This window comes from Corynebacterium auris (assembly GCF_030408575.1).
Classification (GTDB): Bacteria; Actinomycetota; Actinomycetes; order Mycobacteriales; family Mycobacteriaceae; genus Corynebacterium; species Corynebacterium auris.
Map to the genome: position 1 here is coordinate 311,360 of NZ_CP047047.1, position 22,138 is coordinate 333,497.

A 22,138-nucleotide genomic window follows, 5' to 3' on the forward strand; every position below is an offset into this window, starting at 1 on the left:
GCTTCCAGTGGTGTGGGTCAAGGTGGCGGTGCCCACCCTTAAGGGTATCGCCCGTGCTGGGCGCGTTGGGCCGGGCGCGGGCGACGGATAGACTTGCCCCATGATTGAAACGTCCTCTCGCACAGCACGTTCCGCCGAGCTCTTCGCCCGCGCACAGCAGCTGATCCCGGGCGGGGTGAACTCTCCGGTGCGCGCCTTCGGCTCGGTCGGGGGCCAGACCCGCTTCATCGACAGGGCCGCGGGCAGCACGCTGTACGACGTCGACGGCAACGCCTACGTCGACCTCGTGAACTCCTGGGGGCCGATGATCCACGGCAACGCGCGCCCCGAAATCGCGGAGGCTGTTCAGAAAGCCCTGGTCAACGGGTTGTCGTTCGGCGCCCCCACCGAGGCGGAGGTGGAGCTCGCGGAGCTGATCGTGGAGCGCACCTCCGTCGAGCAGGTGCGCATGGTCAACTCGGGCACCGAGGCGACGATGAGCGCGGTGCGCCTGGCGCGCGGCTACACGGGCCGGCCGAAGGTGATCAAGTTCGAGGGCTGCTACCACGGCCATGTCGATGCGCTGCTCGCCGCGGCGGGCTCGGGGGTGGCCACCTTCGCGCTGCCGGACTCGCCGGGGGTGACCGGCGCGCAGGCGGCGGACACGATCGTGGTGCCCTACAACGACATCGAGGCCGTCGAAAAGGCCTTCGCGGACAACGAAGGCCAGATCGCCTGCGTCATCGCCGAGGCCGCCGCCGGAAACATGGGCACCGTCGCCCCACAGGACGATTTCAACCGGAAGCTCAAGGACGTCGCTCACGCCAACGGTGCGCTGCTCATCCTCGACGAGGTGATGACGGGCTTCCGCACCTCCTACGCGGGCTGGTTCGGGGTGGACCACGTCGCGGGCGATCTGACCACCTTCGGGAAGGTCATCTCGGGCGGGCTCCCGGCGGCGGCGTTCGGCGGGCGCCGCGAGATCATGGAGAAGCTCGCCCCGACGGGCCCCGTCTACCAGGCCGGAACGCTCTCCGGCAACCCGGTGGCCATGGCGGCGGGCAAGGCCTCGTTGAGCCTGGCCAGCGAGGACATCTACCCGGTGCTCGCGGCCAACGCCGACCGGCTCGCGGGCCTGATCAGCCAGGCTTTGAGCGCGCGGGGCGTGGCGCACCACATCCAGCGCGCCGCGACGATGCTCTCCGTGCGCTTCGCGGAGGGCGAGGGCCGCAACTTCGCCGACATGAAGGCCGCCGACACCTTCCGCTACGCCCCCTTCTTCCACGCGCTTTTGGATAACGGCGTCTTCGCCCCGCCGAGCGCCTTCGAAACGTGGTTCGTCTCCACGGCGCTTTCCGACGACGACTTCGAGCGCATCGAGAAGGCGCTCGCGCCCGCGGCGCTCGCCGCGGCCGGAGCGCAGGAGGCCAGCGCGTGACCGTGACACGGACGACGGTCCACCTCGTGCGCCACGGCGAGGTGTTCAACCCCACCAAGATCCTCTACGGGCGCATGCCCGGCTACCACCTGTCCTCCCGGGGACAGTCGATGGCGGAGGTCACGGCCCGTTTCTTCGCGGGCCGCGACGTGACCTACCTCGCCGCCAGCCCGCTCGAGCGGGCGCAGGAGACGGCGCAGCCGATTGCCCGGGTGACCGGGGTGGACGTCGATACGCGCGAGGACATCCTCGAGGCCGGCAACCGCTTCGAGGGGTTGCGCACGAAGGGGTGGCGCTCGCAGCTGTGGAACCCGGTGCGCTGGCGGCTCATGACCAACCCGACGCGCCCGAGCTGGGGCGAGGCCTACGAGGACATCCTGGAGCGCATGATGGGCGCGGTGCGCGACGCCCGGGCGCGGGCCGTCGGCCACGAGGCGGTGCTGGTGAGCCACCAGCTGCCCATCGTCATGGTGCAGCGCTTCGTGCAGGGCAAGCGCCTGGCCCACGTGAGCCGCGAGTGCGAGCTGGCCAGCGTCACCTCGCTTGAGTTCGTGGGCGACGATGTTGTTGACTGGTCGTACAACCGACCCGCGAAGGACATCTAAATGCTGAAGAAATTCGCCGCCCCCGTGGCGTGCGTTGTCCTGCTCACCGGCTGCAGCTCGGACGGCGGGGGCGAGACGTTCGCCTTCCACTCGCCCGGTGGGCAGGTGGAGATTTTCTACGACGAGGCCGAGCGCAGGCCGGTGGGCGACGTCAGCGGCGAATCCCTGACCGAGCCGGGCAGCGAGATCGCCCTGTCGGACTTCGACGACCAGGTCGTGGTGCTCAACGCCTGGGGCCAGTGGTGCGCGCCGTGCCGCGCGGAGGTCGACGACCTCGAGAGGGCGCACGAAACGATGCAGCAGGAGGGGATCGGCACCGTGCTGGGCATCAACGTGCGCGACTACAACCCCGAGATCGCCCGCGACTTCGTCGCCGACAACGCGGTGACCTACCCCTCAATCTACGACCCGCCTTTCAAGACGGCCGCCAGCCTCGGCGGGGTGCCCAGCTCCGTCATCCCGACGACGATCGTGCTCGACGCGCAGCACCGCCCGGCGGCGGTGTTCCTCCGCGAGGTCACCGCCGAGGACATCCTGGAGGTCGCGCGGCGCCTCGACGAGGAGGGGGCCGCGTAGATGGGGGAGGCCTTTTCCGCCGCGGTGCTCTCCGGCCCGCTCGTCCTCGGCGTGCTCGCCGCCGCCCTGGCCGGCCTGGTCTCCTTCGCCTCCCCGTGTGTGATCCCGCTGGTGCCCGGCTACATGTCGTACTTGACCGGCATCGTCGGCGGCGAGCTCGAGTTGGGCGAAAGCGGCCCGCGGGTGGGCCGGAAGCGGCAGTGGGCCGTCGTCGCCGTGTCCGGGCTGTTCGTCCTCGGCTTCACCGTGGTGTTCCTGCTGGCTACGGTCTCGGTGTTCGGGGCGATCAGCCTGATCACCCTGGGCGCGGACACTCTCATGCGGGCCGGCGGGGTGGTGACCATCCTCATGGGGGTGGTCTTCCTCGGCTGGGTGCCCGCCCTGCAGAAGGACACGCGCATGCAGCCGAAGCAGTGGACCACGTGGGCGGGCGCGCCGCTGCTCGGCGGGGTCTTCGCCCTGGGGTGGACGCCGTGCTTGGGCCCCACTCTCGCGGCGATCATCTCGGTCGCTGTCGGCTCGGAGGGCTCCACCGCCGCGCGGGGGGTGCTCCTGGTCATCGCCTACTGCCTCGGCCTCGGTCTGCCGTTCGTGCTTGTCGCCCTCGGCTCGGCGCGGGCGGCGGCGGGAATCGACTTTTTGCGCCGCCACTCGCGGACGATCCAGCTCATCGGCGGTGTCGCCATGATTGTCGTGGGGCTGCTTCTGGTCACCGGCATCTGGAACGTCTTCATCGGGTGGGCGCGCCAGCTCACCGTCGGCTTCGGCGCGACGCTGATCTAGAACACCTAAGGAGCTCGTCATGAGGACGCTAACGACGTGGCTGCGCAGCGCGTGGCACTGGCTGACCAGCATGCGCACGGCGTTGGTGCTGCTGTTCCTCCTCGCCATCGCGTGCATCCCGGGCGCTCTTCTGCCGCAGCGCCGCGTGAGCCCCGCGCTGGTCGAGGACTTCCTCGAGGCCAACCCCACCACGGGCCCGATCTACGACAGGCTCCAGCTTTTCGACGTCTTCGGCTCCACGTGGTTCGTCGCCATCGTCGTGCTGCTCATGATCTCCCTCGTCGGCTGCATCATCCCGCGCTCGATCGACCACTGGCGCGCCTACCGGGCGGCGCCAACGCGCGCGCCGAAGTTCCTGCACCGCATGCCGCTGCACGCGCAGGGGGAGGTCGAGGCGCGCCTCGAGGACGTCGAGAAGCAGGCGCGCGAGGCGCTGAAGGGCTGGCACGTGGCCTCCTACTCCCCGGAACGCGACCGCGCGGGCCGCTTCTCCCTGGCCGCGGAGAAGGGCTACACGCGGGAGCTGATGAACCTGCTGTTCCACGTGGGGCTGGTGGGCATGATCATCACGTTCGCGGCGGGCCGGCTGAGCTACTACGAGGGCCAGGTCATCGTGGTTACCAACTCCGAGTCGCCGTACGCCGTGCCCGTCGAGCAGTCCCGCGAGTTCTGCAACACCTCCCCGTCCAACTTCGACTCCTTCCGCGCCGGGCCGCTTTTCGACGGCACAGGGCTCACCCCCTTCTGCTTCGAGGCGCTCAACTTCAACGCCGACTACCTCAACACCGGCCAGGCCGTCGGCTTCTCCTCCGACATCGCCTACACGGGCGACGTCACCGCCGACCGCGCCGCGTGGGAGGAGACGACCCTCCAGGTCAACCACCCGCTGCGCATCAAGGGCGACCGCCTCTACCTGCAAGGCCATGGCTTCGCCCCGCAGATCACCGTGACCTGGCCGAACGGCGAGACGCGCACGCAGCTACTGCAGTTCCGCCCGACCGACATGCAGAACTTCCTCTCCTCCGGCGTGATGCGCTTCGACCCGCCCGCCGGCATGTTCCCCGACCTTGTCGAGCGCCGCCAGAACCAGATCGCCATCGAGGGCGTGTTCTCCCCGACGGCGCAGTGGACCGGCCCCAACGGCGACATGCTGCAATCGAGCTTCCCCGCGATGACGGACCCGGCGATGGCCGTGGACGTCTACGTCGGCGACGCCGGGCTGGACACGGGCCGCCCGCAGAACATCTTCGTGCTCGATCAGTCCCTCGTCGCCTCCGGGCAGCTGAGCAAGGTGGACCGGCTGAACCTCAGCTACGGGGAGGAGGCCACCCTCGACGGCGGCGTGACGGTGCGCTTCGACGGCGCCGCGGAGTTCGCGAACTACCAGGTCGCGCGCGACACCACCCAGATCTGGCTGCTGGCCACCACGGTGCTCATGCTGGGCGCGCTGATCGGCTCCCTGACCATCAAGCGCCGCCGCATCTGGGTGCGCCTGAGCCCCGCGGGCGAGGGCACCGCGGTGGAGGTCGCCGGGCTGGCCCGCACCGACCGCGCGGGGTGGGGCGCCGAGTTCGAGGAGTTCGCCGACCGCCTGCTCGGCAGGGCCCCGCGCGAGGAGGAAGAGATTGACCCCGAATGGGAGGTAGACGACCTCGGCTAGCACCTAAACCGGCCGGTGACCTTGGATAATGCCGCCAGGTGCGGTAGGTTTAGGCCCATGCTCGTCAACTCCACCATGGCTGACATGTCCGACCTGACGTTCCGGACGGCGTTCGTCATCTACATCATCGCGTTGCTCATGTCGTGCATCTACTACGGGCGCATGTTCGGGGTCATCGACATGCGCCGCGCCCACGAGGCAGCGAAGAAGCGCGCCGAGAAGAAGGTCGCCGTCGGCGCCGGTGGGGGTTCCACGCTTGTCGACGCCCCAGTCGACGGCGCAGACTTCGACCGAGAGGAGTACGACAAGCGCGTGCGCGGCGCGCGCAAGTGGGCGGGCATGACGCAGGCGCTGATCTGGCTCGGCGTCCTGCTGCACATCGTCGCCGTGATCACCCGCGGCCTCGGCGCGCGCCGCTTCCCGCTGGGCAACCTCTACGAGTACATCCTGGTGATGACGGCGGTGATCATGCTCGCCGCGGCGATCGTGGTCCAGCGCAAGAAGTGGCACTCGGTGTACCCGTGGCTGCTCGCCCCGATGGTGGTGGCGATGTACCTCAACTCCACCGTCTTCCACATCCAGGCTGCCCCCGTGGTGCCGGCGTTGCAGTCCTACTGGCTGCCGGTGCACGTCTCCTCGGTGTCCATCGGAGCCTCCATCGGCATTGTCTCCGGCATCTTCTCCGCGCTGTACCTGTTCCGCATGTGGCAGCCCCGCGGCGAGGAGAAGGGCTTCTTCGGCACGCTGGCCAAGCCGCTGCCCGCGGCGAAGACGCTGGATCAGCTGGCCTACAAGACGGCGATTATCACGCTGCCGCTGTTCGGCATCGGCATCCTCTTCGGCGCGATCTGGGCCGAGGTGGCGTGGAGCCGCCCGTGGGGCTGGGACGCGAAGGAGACGGTCTCGCTGATCACCTGGGTGCTCTACGCCGCCTACCTCCACGCGCGCGCCACGGCGGGCTGGAAGAACACCAAGGCCGCCTGGATCAACGTGTTCGCCCTCGCCGTGACGATTTTCAACATGACGTACGTCAACACCGTCATCGCCGGCCTGCACTCCTACGCGGGGCTGAACTAGATGAAGGTCCTCATCGCCGGCGGCGCCGGCTACATCGGGTCCACCATCGCCTCCTGCTGCGAGGGCGCGGGCATCACCCCCGTCATCCTGGATGACTACTCCACGGGCCTGCGTGTTTTCGCCTCCCGCTACGCCCACTACGAGGGCGACATCGCCGACGAGGCCCTCCTTGACCGCATCGTTGCCGAGCACCCGGACATCGACGCGCTGATCCACTGCGCCGCCAAGATCGTGGTGCCGGAATCCGTCGCGCAGCCGCTCACCTACTACGGCACCAACGTGGGCAAAGCCATCGCCCTCGTCGAGGCGCTGTCCGCCCGCGGCGTGACCAAGGTGCTGTTCAGCTCCACGGCCGCCATGTACGAGCCGGACCCGGACTTCATGGTCAGCGAGAGCAGCGCGCTGAACCCGGGCAGCCCCTACGCGGTGTCGAAGTGGATGCTCGAGCGCGTCTTGGCGGACACCGCCGCCACCGGGCGCATTACGGCCACCACGCTGCGCTACTTCAACCCGATCGGCGCCGACCCGCGGATGCGCACGGGCCTGCAGAACCCCGCCCCCAGCCACGCGCTGGGCAAGATGCTGTCTGCCCACGCCGCCGGGGAGACGTTCTACGTCACGGGCACCGACTGGCCCACCCGCGACGGCTCGGGCCTGCGCGACTACATCCACGTCTGGGACCTCGCGCGCGCCCACGTTCTGGCGCTGCAGGCCGACCTGGGCGCCTACGAGGTGATCAACCTGGGTACCGGCACCGGGACCACCGTCTTCGAGCTCGCCGCGGCGGTGGGGGAGGCCACCGGCACCGCGCTTAAGGTCGGCCGCGCACCGCGCCGCGAGGGTGACGCCGTGGGGGCTGCGGCGCGCATCGACAAGGCCGCCGCGCTGCTCGGCTGGGCGCCCGAGCTCAGCGTCGCCGACGGCGTGCGCCACTCGCTCGAGTGGTCGGGGCGGCTGCCGGAGGTGCTACGGGCAGAAGAAGAGTTGCGGGGCAGCTGAAAAGCCTCCGCGCGGCCCGCGCGCGGGTTAGGATAAGCCGACTCCACCGGGCGCGACCCACGCGCCCGAGAAAGGCAGGTGAGGCGAGATGTCCGGACCCCGCAATAAGGCCGGCAAACCCGCCAGCGAAGTACCCGAGCTCATCGCCCTGGGCGAGCACATCGCCAGCGCGCGGCGCGCGGCCGGTAGGTTGCAGCAGGAAGTGGCCGACGCTGCCGGTATCTCCCGCTCCACGCTGCACACCATCGAGCACGGCGGGGCCGGGGTGCGCTGGGAAAAGGTCGCCGCCGTGGCCGCGGCGCTGGGCTTGCGGATGAAGTTCGAACAACCTTAGGCGGCGGGCTGTCCCCCGTCGTCAGGCCCCTCCTCGTGCCGCCTGCGGCGCTTTTCCTCCTCCTGCCTGCGGCGTTCGGCCTCCTCCCGGGCGCGGCGCTCCTGGAAGCGGTTCTTCTCGATGTTCCAGAGAAACTCCTCATCATCGTCCGGGCCTTTAATGGCGGGCGGGGCCTGGTTGGCCCCGCGCCGCAGCGAGCCGTAGCGCTCGCGGCTGCCCGGTCCGAAGGCGCGCCACAACAGATAGATGGCTAAGATGACCAAAAGGACCAGCAGAATTCTTCCCATACCCCAAAGATACTGGTTAGGTCGGCCGGTAAGTAGTGGGTAGGGTGAGGGACTGTGAAGGAGCCAACTGGACCAGCCGAGACAACCCCCCAACCCGACCCGGCGGCGCGCTCGCGCGCGAACAAAGCTGCCGCCGTCTACGGCCTGTGCAGGCTGGGGCTTTTCCTTGCGCTCACCGTGGTCATCCAGGCCGTGGCGCTGCTCATTGGCGCTCCCGTTCCACTCATCATGTCGGCCCTGCTCGCCCTCATCGTGGCCTTCCCGCTGTCGATGCTGATTTTCACCCGGCAGCGCCTCGAGGCGAACTACGCCATCGCGCACTGGCAGCAGCAGCGCAAGGCCCGCAAGGAGTGGATCCGGGGGGAGCTCGCCGACCGCTAAACCGCGTTCACAACGTCACGGGGACGTACAGCTAGAACTGGATTGCGGCCCCCATCGCCAGCGAGCCCCACGCCAGGGCGAGCGCGGTAATCAGCGCCCAGATGAGCATCGCCCTGCCGTTGAGCCCGAGCACCGGAATGAGAGCCGCGCCCTCGGCGCCGCGCTGCACCCGCAGGATCGACGCGACCGCCAGGGGTAGCGCCGCAAACCCGAACAGCGCGGGCAAAAAACCGAAGGCCAGCAGCACCGATGCGGCGAAGGGAACGAGCGTGAGCACGGTAAACAGGCGCCGCGCGCGGGCGTTGCCGAGCCGGACGGCGAGGGTGCGCTTGCCCGCGGCAGCGTCGGTGGGGATGTCGCGGATGTTGTTCGCCAGGTTCACCGAGGCGGAAATCGCGCCGACCGCGACGGCGCACAGTGCGCCGACTCCGCTGACGCTGCCGGACTGGGTGTACTCGGTGCCCAGCACGGCGACGAGGCCGAAGAAGACGAACACGGCGGCCTCCCCGAAACCGGAGTAGCCGTAGGGCTTCGTGCCCCCGGTGTAGAACCAGGCGGCGGCGATGCAGGCGGCGCCGACGGCGACGAGCCACAGCGCCCCCGCCTCGTAGCTTAAAATCACCCCGAACACCGCCGCGACGCCGAAGGCGCCGAGTGCCGCGGCCTTGACCTGCTCGGGCCGGGCGAGGCGGGAGGCGGTGAGCCGGGTGGGTCCGGTGCGTTCGTCGTCCGTGCCGCGCACGCCGTCGGAGTAGTCGTTGGCGTAGTTCACGCCGACGATGAGCGCCCACGCGACGGCGAGCGCGAGCACGCCGCGCCCGATGTGGGCGCCGCCCGCGAAGGCCGCGGCGCCCGTCCCGGCGATGACGGGGGCGAAGGCGTTGGGCCAGGTGTGTGGGCGGGCGGCCTCCCACCAGTCGCGGGGGGAGGCGGTCAAAGCGTCGGTCATGCGTCCCATCATGCCGCCCGTGGCTCTGCCCTCCCGCCTCGGGGGGCGGGAGCCCAGCTAGAGTGGGCGGGCATGTGGCTGGACTACGCGGCGCGGCAGGCGGCGAGTTACGCGGGCGCGCTCGCCCGCGCCCGCCGCCTGCGGCGAGTGGCCCGGCGCAGCACCCGCGAGTTTCCGCTTCAGGGCCCGGCGGTGGTGTCGCTGAGCACGCACGGCAGGCGGTTGCGCTCGGCGGTGGTGGCCATCGCCTCTCTGCTCGTGGGCACCCGTCGCGCGCCCGTGCACCTGTGGCTGGACGCGGCGGATTTCGCCGCCCCCTGGCCGGGCGAGCTGCACGCCCTGGTCGAACGCGGGCTGATCGTGCACCGCTCCGAGGGCGCCTACGGCCCGCACACCAAGTACTACGGGGCCTTCCGCCTCTTCGCGGGCACGGCGACGCGGGTGGTTACCGTCGACGACGACGTGATCTACCCCCGGTGGTTTCTGGCCACCCTGCTTGATGCGGCTGCCGCGGACCCGGAGTGCGTGGTGGCCTACCGTGCGCACGAGATCGTGGTGGAAAGCGGAGCGATCGGCCCCTACCGCAGGTGGCGCGCCGTGGCGGGAACCGATCCCGCGGCGCGGCACTTTTCCACCGGCGTCTCCGGCGTGGCCTACCCGCCGGCGATGGTGGACTACGTGGCGCGCCAGGGCACCCGTTTTCTGCGCTGCGCCCCGCTCGCCGACGACGTCTGGCTCAATGCGTGCGCGCTACGCTCCGGGCACCGCGTGCGTCAGGTTTTCCCCCGCCCGCGGGAATTTGCGCTGGTGCCCGGCTCACAATCGGTCGCGCTGGTGCGCGCCAACCTGCGCGGGGGCAACGACGAGCAGATCGCGCGCACCTATACCGCCGCCGACGTGGACAGGCTGAGCCATGCCTGAGGCGGTGGTGGTCGGGGCGGGGCCCAACGGGCTCGCCGCCGCGGTAGAGCTCGCGGAGGCGGGGTGGTCGGTGCGCGTGCTGGAGCGCAACGCCACGATCGGCGGGAACTGCCGCTCGGCGTCGTTTTTCCCGGGCACGGTCAGCGACCTCGGCGCCGCCGCCTTCCCCTTCGGCGCGGCGACCCTCGAGGGGGAATGGCTCCACGCTGCGCGCCCGGTCGCCCACCCCCTTGAGAAGGGCACGGGGCTTATCGACGCCCTCGGGGCCGACCAGGCCGCCTGGGACCGCCTCCACGCGCCGATCGCGCGCCGCATCGACGACCATGTAGACAACATCCTCGGACCCACGCTGTGGCGCGTGCCCCCGCACCCTGTGGCAATGGCCCGCTTCGGGCTGCGCGCCGCCGCGCCCGCGACGGCGCTCGGCCGGGCCCTGTTTCGCACCCCCGAGGCGCGGGCGCTTCTGGTCGGCAACGCGGTGCACTCGCTGCGCCCGCCGGACGGGGTGTTCACGGCGGCGTTCGGGGTGCTCTTCGGGGCGCTGGCGATGTCGCGGGGCTGGCCGGTCTCGGCCGGGGGCGCGCAGGGGGTCGTCGATAAGCTGGCGCGGCGCGCCATAGCCGCGGGCGCGGTCGTTGAGACGGGCGTGGAGGTGCGCGAGATGCCGCGCGCCGACGCCGTCGTGCTCAACATGGCTCCGTGGGAGGCCGCGCGCCTCGGGGCGAAGGTGCGCCCGTGGCGGCAGGGGCCAGGGGTGTTCAAGGTGGACTGGCTGCTGCGCGGGCCGGTGCCGTGGCGCGACCCGCGCGTGGGCCAGGCCGGCACCGTCCACGTCGGCGGCAGCGCCGAGGAGATCGCGCACGCGGAGCGCCAGGTCGCGCGCGGGAACATGCCGAACCGGCCCTTCGTCATGGTGTGCCAGCAGTACGCCGCGGACCCGTCGCGCGGGCCGGTGCTGTGGACCTACGCGCACGTGCCCCGCGGCTGGTCCGGGGACGCCACCGGCCACATCGCCCGTCAGATCGAGCGCTTCGCGCCGGGCTTCGGCGACGCGGTGGTTGACGCCCACGTGACCGGCTACATCCCCGACATCGCCGCGGGCGAGATGAACCTGCGCCAGCTGGTTTTGCGCCACCCGCGCCGGGTCGGGCCCAACGCGTGGCTGGCCAGCGGCGCGAACGCCCCCGGGGCGGGCGTCCACGGCGCGGCCGGGGTGTGGGCGGCTAGAGAAATAGTTCGCGCACGGCGGCCCGGTCGACTTTCCCGGGGCCGAGCAGGGGAAGCGCCGGGACGGGGGTGAGCTCCTTCGGCACCTGCCAGCGGGGCAGCTCGTCGAGGGCCTCCATGACCTGCGCCACCGACGCCGAGCCGGTGTAGGCGGCGCAGATGCGCTGGCCGAAGCGCTCGTCGGGAACGCCCACTACGCAGGCGGAGGTGACGCCCGCGACGCCGAGCAAGACGTTCTCCAGCACCTCGGGGTGCAGTTTCAGGCCGCCGGAGTCGATGACGTTGTCGAGTCGGCCGTGGACGCTCAAGGTGGCGTCGTGAAGCGAGCCCGCGTCCGAAGTGGCGAACCAGCCCGGTTCGGCGAAGGCCTCGTGGCCGGGCAGGTTGCGGTAGCCGTGGGCGACCATCGGCCCGCCGAGGTGGATGCGCCCGCCCCGGATTTTCACCTTCGCCCCGGCGATGGGGCGGCCGTCGTAGACGCAGCCGCCCGCGGTTTCCGAGGAACCGTAGGTGGTGACCACCCGGACGCGCAGCTTGCGGGCGGAATCGAGCAGCCGCGGGTTGATTGCCGCGCCGCCGACGAGCACGGCGCTGAAGCGGCGCAGCGCCTCGATGCCGTCCAACGTCGAGGTAGCCTTGGCCAGCTGCAGGGGGGTCAGCGCGGTGTAGCAGCGCTCGCCGGTTGCCGCCAGCGTGCGCGATTTGGCGGCGAACTCGGCGACGTTGAAGCCGCCGGACAGGTCGAGGAACTCCGGCTCGACGCCTGCGACCATGCTGCGCACCAGCACCTGGATGCCCGCGATGAACGCCGCCGGCATGGACAGCAGCCACTGCCCCTCGCCCCCGAGGTGCTGGTGGGTGGCATCGGCGCTGGCCACGAGGTTTGCCGTGGTCAGCTGTGCGCCCTTCGGGGTGCCCGTCGAGCCGGACGTGGCCACCACCAGCGCGACGTCCGGGTCGATCTCGGTGCCGACGCTTTGGGTGGTGCGCAGCAGGTTCGCGCGCGTCGCGTCGTTGGTGGGCACGGGCAGGAGGCTGCGCTGCCCGGCGAGCGCCTGCTCGAGGTCGGGCAGGATCGCCAGCGGGTCGGCGGGGTCGACGGGGAGGATCTCTAGGACGTGGGCCACGGGGGTTAACACTAGCCACCCCCGCGGGAACCGCGGCCGCGCCCCGCGCGACTAGTACGCATTCCGTATCCCCCGACCGAAGGCCCCACCATGGCACGTACCGCGCCCCGGCGCAGCGGGCTCAGCGCCCTGACCCGAAGGATCCACTTCTACGCCGGGTTGTTCATCGCCCCGTTCATCTTCGTCGCCGCGCTCAGCGGCGCGCTCTACGCCCTCGCGCCCACGCTGGAAAACGTGGTGTACCGGGATGTGCTCACCGTCGCGGCGCCCGCCGACGGCCAGGGCGCGGACGTGCCGCTGGCCAGTCAGATCAGGGCGGCGCAGAACACGCACCCGGAGATGGACGTGGCTCAGGTGTGGCCCTCGGCGGAGCCGACCGAGCCGACGCGCATTTTGCTTATCGACGACAGCCTCGCCGACAGCAGCCAGCTACGCAGCGTCTTCGTCGACCCGCACACCGGCCGCGTGATCGGCGACGAGCCGAGCTACTCCGGCCTGGGGGAGCTGCCGCTGCGGCGCTGGATCTCCTCGCTGCACGAGAGCATGCACCTGGGCACCGCGGGCGAGCTGTACTCGGAGCTGGCGGCCAGCTGGCTGTGGGTCGTCGCCCTCGGCGGGCTCTACCTGTGGTGGCGGGCGTCGCGCTCCCGCGTACTCACCGGCCTGCCGAATGCCCGCGGGCGGCGAAGCAAGCTTCTCAACCTCCACGGCGTGGCAGGCACGTGGCTGTTGGTGGGCATGCTCGGCCTGTCGGTGACGGGCATTACGTGGTCGACCTACGGCGGCGGAAACGTCGACCGCACCGTCGAGTGGCTCGGCGCCAAGGCCGAGCCGATCGAAACCTCCCTGACGGCAGGCGGGGCCGACCCGCTCACCGCCGACGAGGTCGCCGACCAGGCCGCGCTGGTATTGGATACCGCCCGCGCCGAGGGGCTGACCCGGCAGCTGCGCCTGTTCGTGCCCGAGGACACCGGCCACGCCTGGCAGGCCAGCGAGCGGTGGGTGCCGTGGCGCCTGACCTCGGACGCGGTGAGTGTCAACGGCGAAACCGGCGCCGTGGTGGACCGGCTGCCCTTCTCCGAGCTGCCGCTGTTTTCCAAGCTCACCGCGTGGGGGATTTACCTGCACATGGGCATCATGTTCGGCCTGCCGCTGCAGATCGCGCTTGCCGCGGTGGCGCCGGGCATCTGCGCGATGGTGGTAGTGGGCTACATGATGTGGTGGCGCCGCCGCCCGACCAAGACCGGTGTCGCCGGCGTGCCCGGGCAGGCGGATCTGAGCCGCACCGACTGGGTGATTATCGCCGCCGTGGCCATCCCGGTGGGGGCGTTTCTGCCGCTTCTGGGCCTGAGCTTCGGCGCCATGCTGCTCGCGGACAGGCTGCTGGCCCGACGCCGCGGCGCGGCCACGGGGCGCGCTGCGACTACCGAACCTGCCGAAGAGAAGAAGCCGCAGACCGTGTAGCGGGCAAACAGCCTCACGGCGCCGGGCTTGTGTATCTTCCGGCACGCCCCCGCACGCCTAGTAGTAGTAGGGGAATTCCTCCCAGCGCGGGGCGCGCTTTTCCAGGAAGGAATCGCGGCCCTCGACGGCCTCGTCGGTCATGTACGCCAGGCGCGTGGCCTCGCCGGCGAAGACCTGTTGGCCCATCAGGCCGTCGTCAAGCAGGTTGAATGCGAACTTGAGCATGCGCTGCGCGGTGGGGGACTTGCCGTTGATCTCGCGCGCGGCGGCAATCGCCTCCTCCTCCAGGCAACCGTGGTCGGCGACGATGTTCACCGCGCCCATGCGCTGCATCTCCTCGGCGGTGTAGGTGCGGCCGAGGAAGAAGATCTCGCGGGCGAACTTCTGGCCCACCATCTTGGCCAGGTAGGCGGAGCCGTAGCCGGCGTCGAAGGAGCCGACGTCGGCGTCGGTCTGCTTGAAGCGGGCCTCCTGGCGCGAGGCGATGGTCAGGTCGCACACCACGTGCAGGGAGTGCCCGCCGCCGGCGGCCCAGCCGTTCACCACGGCGATGACCACCTTGGGCATGGTGCGGATGAGGCGCTGCACCTCGAGGATGTGCAGGCGGCCGCCCTCCGCCGTGGCACGGGCCTCGTCGACCTCGCCGGTGTCGGTGGCGTACTGGTAGCCGGAGCGGCCGCGGATGCGCTGGTCGCCGCCGGAGCAAAAGGCCCAGCCGCCGTCCTTCGGGCTCGGCCCGTTGCCGGTGAGCAGGACCGTTCCGACGGTGGGGTCGCGGCGGGCGTCGTCAAGCGCGCGGTAGAGCTCGTCGACCGTGTGGGGGCGAAACGCGTTGCGCACCTCGGGGCGGTCGAAGGCAATGCGCGCGATGCCGTTGGCGCGGCCGCCGCCGTTGTGGCGGTGGTAGGTGATGTCGGTGAAGTCGAAGCCGTCGACCTCGTCCCACTGCGTGGGGTCGAAGGGGTGCTCGGTGCTGTAGGTCATGCGGCCGATCCTACGTGCCTCCAATTTCCCAACAGATGCGTGGAGAAAATCCACGTTAGGTATTGCTCACCTCATGCGCGGGGGGATTATCGTGTGTTCCATGAGTTTTCTCCGATCCTCCCGCACGGCCAGTGGCTCGCTTAGCGGCGTCCCCGTCGGTGTGTAGGGGGTGCGGGCGATAGCTTCCATCATTCTCACCCGTGCGTAAACTCACGCATTTCTTTTCTACTTTAGTACCGACTTTTAAATTTGGGTTTCGCCCGCGAGGTGCGGGTTCTAGACTCTTGGCGGGAGAACCTAAGCCGAGTGGTCGATTCTTCGGTGAGGGAGCCCGCAGTCCCAGTTTGGGGACAGTCCTCATTCAATGCGTGACTATTGGTCTCGCGTCGACAGGGGAGTGGTCCATGAAGAAATTGCTCGCAAGTCTCAGTGTTTCGGTGATCCTTTCCGGCGGAGTTGTGACGGAAAAGGCGAATGCTGAAAGCGTCACCGGCTCTGATCAATTTGTAACTGTGAACAACAACAGTGACGCTGCGCATAGCGTTGCTCCATCCGTAAAGAGCATTACAATTTGGAATGCCTCGGGAGGGGGGATTGGCGAGAAGACTGATACTCCTTCGGGGGTGCAACTCGAGTGGAGTAATGCGTCGCCCGCAGAGGAACATCAAAAGTCGTTCAGGGTAGAGGCGGATGGCCAGGTTGACCTGCATGTCGACCGGAATAGTGGAGCTCTATTGGTCCGAGTTGACGGATCTGATGTGGCGCTCATTGATGCTCCTTGGGCGCGCGACGCTGCCGGAAAGGTGCTCCCCACCCACTATGAAGTCGCTGGCGATACGTTCACCCAAGTTGTCGAGGTGAATCAACCTGATGTGGCCTATCCGATTGAAGCCGATCCCCGCGTAAATTGGGGGATTGTCAGCGGTCATATTTACTTCAGCAAGGAAGAAACTCGGCGAATGGCTGCCGCATCGGCAGCGGGGGCAGCAATTTCACCTTTCTGGGTTCTGGTTCCGCCCCCGTTCGGCGAGGTGTTAGGGGCGTGGTGGGCAGACAATAGTGTTAACGTGACCGTCTGGGCAACAGCGGCGGTGGCGCAGGATAAATGTCTCGCGCTCAAAGTTGGCGCTACGGGCAGCGTTACTCCTCCATCGCTGGGAGTGACTCCGGAACACTACACGGAGGGATGTGCTTAGCTGATGCCGATCTCTGGAGCGCATCTTCACTCTGCCGGGCTCACTCGGCGGGAAAAGGGCCTCAATCTCTCGTGGCTGGCCGCGCTGACGGTGCCCGCGTTGGGCTTGGCTTATTCGTGCATTGCCAATGCACGGTCTGCAGCTGGATATTGTTGGGGCATCTTCGCAGCCGTAATTGTGTTTGGAGCCCTCCTCTATTCTGCTCCCAGGTATTCCCGCACGAAGCCCAGGCGACTTCTGCCCAGTTCCTTTGCTCCACTGTTTGCGGCGTACATCCCCGGTGTCATCGGGTCTTGGCAGGGGGGACTTTCTGCGACTTCCTTGCTCTATCCGATTCTTCTCTACGCATTCGTTGCAGGCAGCGGGCGTCTCTATAAATGGGCTGAGGATGCCGTGCAGTAATCAATTGTTACGGCGGCGCGTGCGCGGGGGGCCTTCACGATGTCGCGGGTTATTTCAACTGTGCTGACGTCGACGGAATCTCTGAAAGGACCCGTAGCGTTATGTTGCCCGCCGTTGGTCCCTGCGCGGGATCGAAGGGTTGCTGGGTGCTGTAGGTCATGCGGCCGATCCTACGTGTCGCCAATTTCGCAACAGATGCGTGGAGAAAATCCACGTTAGGTATTGCTCACCTCAGGTCGCGAGGTCTATTCTTCACCTATGAGCTTGATCAGTACCTTCCGCGCGCCGTCTCGCGCAGGCACATCGCTTATCGACGTCCCCGTCGGCGCCCAGGCCGTCATCGGCGCGCACACCGCACCCGCGTCGGCGTCGCGCCGCCTGCGCGAGCTGGGTCTGCGCCCCGGCGCGCAGGTGACCGTCGTGCAGAAGACTGCTGGCGGCGGGCGCGTCGTCCGTGTGGGCAACACCCGCTACGCGCTCGGCGGCTCCGCCCTGCGCTCCATCTCCGTCGCCGCCTGATCATGGGCACGAGTGATTTCGCTGCGGCCCCGTCCTGCCGCTGCGAGGACGCGGGCGTCGTGGAGGCCCCGCCGAGCGCCCCGATCATCGCGCTCATCGGCGCGCCAAACGCCGGTAAGTCCACGTTGTTCAACGCGCTGACAGGCGCGCACGTGAAGATGGGTAACTGGCCCGGCACCTCCGTCGAGGTGGCGCGCGGCCTGTGGCGCGCCGGCCGCGAGTACGCGGTGATCGATTTCCCCGGCGCCTACTCGCTTGACCCGGTGAGCCCGGACGAGGAACTGACCCGCGAGCTGCTGCTCGAGCGTCCCGTCGAGGAGCGCCCCGACCTGGTGCTCGTGGCGGTGGACGCAGCGAACATCGCGCGCGGGCTCTACCTTGCCGCGCAGGTGGCCGAGCACCCCTACCGGGTTGTGGTGGTGCTGACGAAGACCGACGTCGCGGCATCCCAGGGTCTCGAGATTGACGCGGCCGCGTTGGCACGCGAGCTCGGCCTGCCGGTGGTCGCGGTAGATCCGCGCAAGCGGACGCTCGCGGGCCTGCGGGAGGTTGTGGAGGAGCAGCTGGTGCTGCCCGCCCGCACGGTCCGCTCGGTCAGCGGCGCCGACGAGCTCGAGCGTGCCGACGCGCGCTTCACCTGGGTGGACAACGCCGTCGCCGCGGCGACGGTGCGCAACGAACCGCGCGCGACGCTGACGGAGAAGGTCGACCGAGTCGTCCTCCACCCCGTCGCCGGGCCGGCGCTGTTCCTCTTTGCCATGTGGTGCGTCTTCCAGGTCACCATCACCGCCGCCGCGCCGCTGCAGTCAGCCCTGGACACGTTCTTCGCCGGGCCCGTGGCCGCCGCCGCGGAGGCGCTGCTTCCCGACGTCGACTGGCTGCGCGGCCTGGTCGTCGACGGACTCATCGCCGGCGTGGGCATGGTGCTCACCTTCGTGCCGCTGATGGGCCTGATGTTCTTGTGCCTGGCGGTGCTGGAGGACTCCGGCTACATGGCCCGCGCCGCCGTGGTGGCGGACAGGCTCATGCGCGCGATCGGCCTGCCGGGCAAGGCGTTCATCCCGCTCATCGTGGGTTTTGGCTGCAACGTCCCGGCGATTTCCGCCACGCGCGTGCTGGGCGACCCGCGCCAGCGCCGACTGACCGCCCTACTCGTGCCCTTTACCTCCTGCTCAGCGCGCCTGACGGTGTACGTCATGCTGGCCGCCACGTTCTTCCCGGAGCACGCCGGCACTGTGGTCTTTGCCATGTACGTCATCTCCATCCTCCTGGTGGTCGCTGCGGGGCTTCTCATGCGCGGGTTGCTGTGGCGCACGATGGGCTCGGACCCGCTCGTCATCGACCTGCCGAGCTATCAGTGGCCGGTGCCGCGCATCGCGCTGACGGTGATGTGGACGCGTCTGCGCGGTTTCCTGGAAACGGCAGGCAAGATCATCGTGGCCACCGTGGTCGTGGTGTGGGCTCTGCAGTCCACCCCGGCGCATCCGGGCGAGAGCTTCGGGGAGGTCGCCCCCGAGGACTCTGTCTACGGCACGGTCTCCGGCGCGATGGCGCCCGTGTTCGAGCCCGCCGGCTTCGGCTCGTGGTCGCTCACCGGCCCGCTCGTGACCGGGTTTGTGGCCAAGGAGGCGGTGATCGCCAGCTGGGCGCAGACCTATTCGTTGGAGGACCCGTCGGCGCTGTCGGCGCAGGAGCAGGGCTCCTCGGCGCTGGCGCAGAGAATCCGCGAGGACTTCGACGAGGCCTCCGGCGGCAACGCCATCGCCGCGGTGTGGGCGTTTATGGTTTTCCTGCTCGCCTACACCCCGTGCGTGGCCACCCTCGGCGCGCAGCGCCGCGAGATCGGCATGAAGTGGACCCTGTTCGGCGTGGCGGTGCAGCTCAGCACCGCCTGGGTGTTGGCGGTGGCCACGTTCCAGATCCTGAAGGTGGTGCTGTAGATGGGCCCCGTGTCCGCCGTGATGGCTGAGATCCGCGCCGGCGCCACGGGCCGCGCCGACATTGCGCAGCGCACCGGCCTGACCCGCTCCACCGTCGACGCTGTCATCGAGCGCCTTGAGGCGATGGGCCAGCTGCGCCGCGAGGGTCTGAACTCCTCCTGCGCCGCCGGGGGCTGCGGCAGCTGCTCCTCCAACGGGGCGTGTTCGATCCAGCAAGGCCCGGTGGCGCTGGTGCTCGGCCGTGGGCCGGGGCTCAGCTAGCCGCTAAAGTGTCAGCAGCCCCGTGTGTCCAGCAGTGAGCACTGCGGGGCGAGGAAGCTCGAGGCGAGCGAGCTGGGCATCGTGAGAATGAGCAGCGCGGCCAGCGCGTCGCGCTGCCACTGCTCAGTGGGGGCGGAGGACAGGACGGGGGCCTCGGCGTGAGCGTGCGGCACCGCAGCAACGCCCCCGAGGGCGGCGACGGCCGCCACGGCGGCGGCACAACGGCTCAGCAGGTTTTCCATGGGAAACTCCTTGGGTGGTCACGGGGTGAGATGCTTTCACCCCGAAACGTACGTGTTCCCCGGATGGGGCCGCAAGGGGCCGCCGATCCGGCTACGCTTTCTGGTTAGCGCGCGCTGCAAAAACAGTGCGCGAGGAAGCTGAACGCCGAGAACTCAGGGAAGGGCATCGATGGAGTTTCCGCGGCTCACCGAAGAGCATTTGTTGAAGGCGCTGGCCAGGCTGGGCGTTGCGGCGGGGCCCGACGAGGACGGGGTGCTGGGGGCGGCGTTTCCCAACGCTGTGGCCCAGTTCTTCCTGGACGAGAACTTTCTCACCGTGCACACGGTCTGGACGGGGGCGGTCGCGCCCGAGCGGCAGGACGACGTGCTCGAGTTGATCAACACGTTCAACCGCCAGATCCCGACCGGGAAGGTCACCCCGATTGTGGTGGAGGAGACGCCGACGATCGACGTGCGCGAGCACTTCTTCGCGGCGCACGGCCTCAGTGAATACCAGCTGTGTGTGCTGCTGGACGCCTACTTCCAGACGGCGTTCATGGTCTTGGACGAGTTCGAGCAGCGCGGGATCGCGCAGAATGAGCAGGTGTGACGATGGGATTGTTCGGAAAGAAGCGCACTGAGCAGCCGGCGCCTGCAGTTGCCCCCGTGACGTTGGAGCGGGCCATCGAGGTCTGCCGTCAGGCCGGTCTGCGGGTGGACCCGATGACCACCGGCGACCATCTAGTCGAGATCAACGGGCTGCAGATCGTGATGGCCCAGGCGCACAATTACCTGGCGCTCGGGACGTTCTTCCTGGCGGGGGAGGGCGAGAACTACGCGCCCGTCTACCACTCCACGTCCGATTGGGTCATCGAGCACAACAACGGCAACAACGGCCCGGTCGCATTCATCACGGAACAAACCTACGAGGATGCGATGCGCGTGATCCTGCACTGCGAGTACCGCATCCTCGACGGGCTCGAGCTTTCCGACGCCCAATTCCGCGACGAAGTCCTCTACGGCCTCGACGGCGTTTCCCGCGGAATCTGGCAGTTCGTGGAGTTCAAGGACAGCTGGGGGTAGTTCTCCGGATTGCGGCGTGGACCGACTGCGAAAATGAAATCAAGCTTGCCGGTTAGAGATAACGCTTTCAGTGCTGATCAGTTTATTTACTCAGGTTTCAAAACGGGATACTTCGAACCTGGCCTTTATTCATACGCACCCGGAAATTTGCTCGAGTACGAGGTTCGCCAAGAACTTCCCGGTAACCCAGCAGGTCATTTCCGCCTTTAGATATTTGGACCTGACCCTTGTTGGTGGATATAGGCTAGCCCCGGTTGATAGCCGGAGGAAGGTAGTCTCAGTCCATGCCTCGTACGTCCTATTCTGAGGAGTTCAAGCGCGACGCGGTCGTGCGTCTGGTCGGGGCGGTACTCTGTTGCGCGGTCGTATCTAGTAACACCGTGGTGAGTATCGAGTAACGCATTGGTGAGTATCCAGTAACAGTTCGGGGGAGGATTCTGGTGACCGCGTGACTTCAGGGCACGCGGCGTTACCAGAGGAGTCTGATTGTGACTGACTACCGGGCGGTAATGGATCAAGTGCTGAAAGGCTGGTCTGTCCGCCAAATCTGTTCGAGTTCGCGGTGCTCGCACACCACCGTGCAAAAGGCTCGCGATTCGCTGGTGGAACACAACATCACAACCCGTGAGCAACTTCGTGGGGTTGCGGATCATGAGCTGGCGGGCTGGTTCGTCGACGGGCGCAGCCATGCTCAGGGGGATTTCGTCCCGATCGATTTCGACGCTGTCGCCAAAGCGCGCACCGGGCGCAACAAGGTGACCCTGCAGGTGCTGTGGGGCCGCTACACCGCACAGCCTGGGGGCACAGGCCAGCGGTACTACAGCTACGAGCGGTTTCGGCAACTTGTGGCTCAACACGTTGATGCAGCCGGGCTGAGCGCCAGGATCACCCATGCCCCGGGCCATACGATGCAGGTGGACTGGGCAGGCACGAAGATGCGGTTGTTTGACCCCACCGGCGGACAAGGCTCGAAGGTCAGTGTCTTTGTCGCCTCGCTGCCGTATTCGGGCATGGTGTTCGCCTGCGCGTGCGCGGATGAGCGCCAGGACGCGTGGCTTGCAGCCCATATCCGCGCGTTCGAGTACTTCGGCGGGGTTGCCGAGGTCATCGTGCCGGATAATGCCTCGACGGCTTCGAATGCGATTAGTGTCGCGGACAGGAATCGCCGGGTCAACTCCACCTACGAGGAGTTTTTGGAGCACTACAACACCGCCGCGTTGTCGGCTCGGGCGAAACGTCCCAAGGATAAGGCCAGCGTTGAAGCTGCAGTCAAGATTGTCACCCAGAACGTTATCCACGCACTTGATGGTCATCAGTGCGTCGGGATAGACGAGCTCAACGCAAAAATTATCGTTCTGGTCGATGGGATCAACGCTGCCGAACCGTTTCGCGGCAATGCGACGAGCAGGCGCGCATTGTTTGATCAGTTCGAATGCGACGTGCTCACCGCGCTGCCTGAAACACCGTGGCAGCGTACCGAATGGAAACGCGCCAAAGTCGCGCCCAATTTCCACATCAGAGTGCACAACGTGCATTACTCGGTGCCGCACCAGCTGGTGGGCCGCACCGTGGATGTGCGTATCACCGGTGACAGTCTCGCCGTCTTCGACGCCGGGCAGCGTGTGGCCACCCACCAACTCTGTGTCTGATCTGATGTAGTTGGTCCGGTTCGGTTTGGGAAGTAGGCCGTGTTGGCGGCCTGTTTTGGTCCGTTTCAGCGCGCAA

At 68.3% G+C, this 22,138-nt stretch carries 24 protein-coding genes; 19 read left to right on the plus strand and 5 right to left on the minus strand.

Annotated elements, in window-relative coordinates; genetic code table 11:
- The first annotated feature begins 100 nt into the window (after window positions 1-100).
- The 8 genes from hemL (at window position 101) to CAURIS_RS01585 (ending at window position 7,451) form a co-directional block, all read left to right on the plus strand.
- Window positions 101-1,417 (plus strand): glutamate-1-semialdehyde 2,1-aminomutase, encoded by a 1,317-nt coding sequence (hemL, locus tag CAURIS_RS01550; RefSeq protein WP_290342477.1) that lies wholly within the window; start codon window positions 101-103, stop codon window positions 1,415-1,417.
- A 2-nt stretch (window positions 1,418-1,419) separates the two neighbouring features.
- Window positions 1,420-2,022, plus strand: a complete 603-nt coding sequence (locus CAURIS_RS01555; RefSeq protein WP_290343278.1) for a histidine phosphatase family protein — start codon at window positions 1,420-1,422, stop codon at window positions 2,020-2,022.
- Window positions 2,023-2,598: a TlpA disulfide reductase family protein gene (locus tag CAURIS_RS01560; RefSeq protein WP_290342478.1), complete on the plus strand. Its 576-nt coding sequence runs from the start codon at window positions 2,023-2,025 to the stop codon at window positions 2,596-2,598. It begins immediately after the preceding gene.
- A complete protein-coding gene (locus CAURIS_RS01565) occupies window positions 2,599-3,381 on the plus strand; it encodes a cytochrome c biogenesis CcdA family protein (protein WP_290342479.1) in 783 nt (260 codons plus the stop codon). It begins immediately after the preceding gene.
- A gap of 19 nt (window positions 3,382-3,400) precedes the next feature.
- Complete coding sequence (locus CAURIS_RS01570) at window positions 3,401-5,041, plus strand: cytochrome c biogenesis protein ResB (protein WP_290342480.1); 1,641 nt, start codon at window positions 3,401-3,403, stop codon at window positions 5,039-5,041.
- Between the two features lie 57 nt (window positions 5,042-5,098).
- Window positions 5,099-6,118: a c-type cytochrome biogenesis protein CcsB gene (gene ccsB, locus CAURIS_RS01575; protein WP_290342481.1), complete on the plus strand. Its 1,020-nt coding sequence runs from the start codon at window positions 5,099-5,101 to the stop codon at window positions 6,116-6,118.
- The gene (galE, locus tag CAURIS_RS01580) at window positions 6,119-7,117 is read left to right on the plus strand and encodes a UDP-glucose 4-epimerase GalE (RefSeq protein WP_290342482.1); all 999 of its coding nucleotides are present in this window, start codon (window positions 6,119-6,121) and stop codon (window positions 7,115-7,117) included.
- An 88-nt stretch (window positions 7,118-7,205) separates the two neighbouring features.
- The gene (locus CAURIS_RS01585) at window positions 7,206-7,451 is read left to right on the plus strand and encodes a helix-turn-helix domain-containing protein (RefSeq protein WP_290342483.1); all 246 of its coding nucleotides are present in this window, start codon (window positions 7,206-7,208) and stop codon (window positions 7,449-7,451) included.
- Here the strand turns inward: CAURIS_RS01585 and CAURIS_RS01590 are convergent.
- Window positions 7,448-7,738, minus strand: coding sequence for a hypothetical protein (locus tag CAURIS_RS01590; protein WP_290342484.1), 291 nt, complete (start codon window positions 7,736-7,738; stop codon window positions 7,448-7,450). The two genes, CAURIS_RS01585 and CAURIS_RS01590, sit on opposite strands and share 4 nt — an antisense overlap.
- Window positions 7,739-7,792: 54 nt before the next feature.
- Between CAURIS_RS01590 and CAURIS_RS01595 the strand changes: the two genes are divergently transcribed.
- Complete coding sequence (locus CAURIS_RS01595) at window positions 7,793-8,119, plus strand: DUF4229 domain-containing protein (RefSeq protein WP_290342485.1); 327 nt, start codon at window positions 7,793-7,795, stop codon at window positions 8,117-8,119.
- 31 nt (window positions 8,120-8,150) lie between these two features.
- Here the strand turns inward: CAURIS_RS01595 and CAURIS_RS01600 are convergent, their stop codons facing one another.
- Window positions 8,151-9,068, minus strand: coding sequence for a 1,4-dihydroxy-2-naphthoate polyprenyltransferase (locus CAURIS_RS01600; RefSeq protein WP_290342486.1), 918 nt, complete (start codon window positions 9,066-9,068; stop codon window positions 8,151-8,153).
- Window positions 9,069-9,140: 72 nt separating this feature from the next.
- On the opposite strand from CAURIS_RS01600, the gene CAURIS_RS01605 reads away from it, so the two are divergent.
- Window positions 9,141-9,989: a glycosyltransferase gene (locus CAURIS_RS01605; RefSeq protein ID WP_290342487.1), complete on the plus strand. Its 849-nt coding sequence runs from the start codon at window positions 9,141-9,143 to the stop codon at window positions 9,987-9,989.
- Window positions 9,982-11,289: a phytoene desaturase family protein gene (locus CAURIS_RS01610; RefSeq protein WP_290342488.1), complete on the plus strand. Its 1,308-nt coding sequence runs from the start codon at window positions 9,982-9,984 to the stop codon at window positions 11,287-11,289. The genes CAURIS_RS01605 and CAURIS_RS01610 overlap by 8 nt, the downstream gene beginning before the upstream one ends.
- Here CAURIS_RS01610 and menE read toward each other — a convergent pair.
- Entirely contained in the window at window positions 11,213-12,343 is a 1,131-nt protein-coding gene (gene menE, locus CAURIS_RS01615) for an o-succinylbenzoate--CoA ligase (protein WP_290342489.1), read from the minus strand. The two genes, CAURIS_RS01610 and menE, sit on opposite strands and share 77 nt — an antisense overlap.
- A gap of 90 nt (window positions 12,344-12,433) precedes the next feature.
- On the opposite strand from menE, the gene CAURIS_RS01620 reads away from it, so the two are divergent.
- A complete protein-coding gene (locus CAURIS_RS01620) occupies window positions 12,434-13,807 on the plus strand; it encodes a PepSY-associated TM helix domain-containing protein (protein WP_290342490.1) in 1,374 nt (457 codons plus the stop codon).
- Between the two features lie 57 nt (window positions 13,808-13,864).
- Here the strand turns inward: CAURIS_RS01620 and CAURIS_RS01625 are convergent, their stop codons facing one another.
- Complete coding sequence (locus CAURIS_RS01625) at window positions 13,865-14,791, minus strand: 1,4-dihydroxy-2-naphthoyl-CoA synthase (RefSeq protein WP_290342491.1); 927 nt, start codon at window positions 14,789-14,791, stop codon at window positions 13,865-13,867.
- Between the two features lie 404 nt (window positions 14,792-15,195).
- Between CAURIS_RS01625 and CAURIS_RS01630 the strand changes: the two genes are divergently transcribed.
- From CAURIS_RS01630 to CAURIS_RS01645, 4 genes are all read left to right on the plus strand, one after another.
- The gene (locus CAURIS_RS01630) at window positions 15,196-15,987 is read left to right on the plus strand and encodes a hypothetical protein (RefSeq protein WP_290342492.1); all 792 of its coding nucleotides are present in this window, start codon (window positions 15,196-15,198) and stop codon (window positions 15,985-15,987) included.
- A 660-nt stretch (window positions 15,988-16,647) separates the two neighbouring features.
- A complete protein-coding gene (locus CAURIS_RS01635) occupies window positions 16,648-16,908 on the plus strand; it encodes a FeoA family protein (RefSeq protein WP_290342493.1) in 261 nt (86 codons plus the stop codon).
- A gap of 2 nt (window positions 16,909-16,910) precedes the next feature.
- The gene (gene feoB, locus CAURIS_RS01640) at window positions 16,911-18,848 is read left to right on the plus strand and encodes a ferrous iron transport protein B (RefSeq protein ID WP_290342494.1); all 1,938 of its coding nucleotides are present in this window, start codon (window positions 16,911-16,913) and stop codon (window positions 18,846-18,848) included.
- Window positions 18,849-19,109, plus strand: coding sequence for a MarR family winged helix-turn-helix transcriptional regulator (locus CAURIS_RS01645; RefSeq protein ID WP_290342495.1), 261 nt, complete (start codon window positions 18,849-18,851; stop codon window positions 19,107-19,109).
- Window positions 19,110-19,120: 11 nt separating this feature from the next.
- Here CAURIS_RS01645 and CAURIS_RS01650 read toward each other — a convergent pair whose 3' ends face one another.
- Window positions 19,121-19,351, minus strand: coding sequence for a hypothetical protein (locus CAURIS_RS01650; protein WP_290342496.1), 231 nt, complete (start codon window positions 19,349-19,351; stop codon window positions 19,121-19,123).
- Window positions 19,352-19,520: 169 nt separating this feature from the next.
- Here CAURIS_RS01650 and CAURIS_RS01655 point away from each other — a divergent pair, with 169 nt between their 5' ends.
- The 3 genes from CAURIS_RS01655 to istA all read left to right on the plus strand — a co-directional run bounded on the left by CAURIS_RS01655 (window position 19,521) and on the right by istA (window position 22,062).
- Window positions 19,521-19,940, plus strand: a complete 420-nt coding sequence (locus CAURIS_RS01655) for a YbjN domain-containing protein (RefSeq protein WP_290342497.1) — start codon at window positions 19,521-19,523, stop codon at window positions 19,938-19,940.
- A gap of 2 nt (window positions 19,941-19,942) precedes the next feature.
- Window positions 19,943-20,413, plus strand: coding sequence for a hypothetical protein (locus CAURIS_RS01660; protein ID WP_290342498.1), 471 nt, complete (start codon window positions 19,943-19,945; stop codon window positions 20,411-20,413).
- A gap of 488 nt (window positions 20,414-20,901) precedes the next feature.
- Window positions 20,902-22,062: an IS21 family transposase gene (istA, locus tag CAURIS_RS01665; protein ID WP_290342499.1), complete on the plus strand. Its 1,161-nt coding sequence runs from the start codon at window positions 20,902-20,904 to the stop codon at window positions 22,060-22,062.
- Window positions 22,063-22,138: the final 76 nt, after the last annotated feature.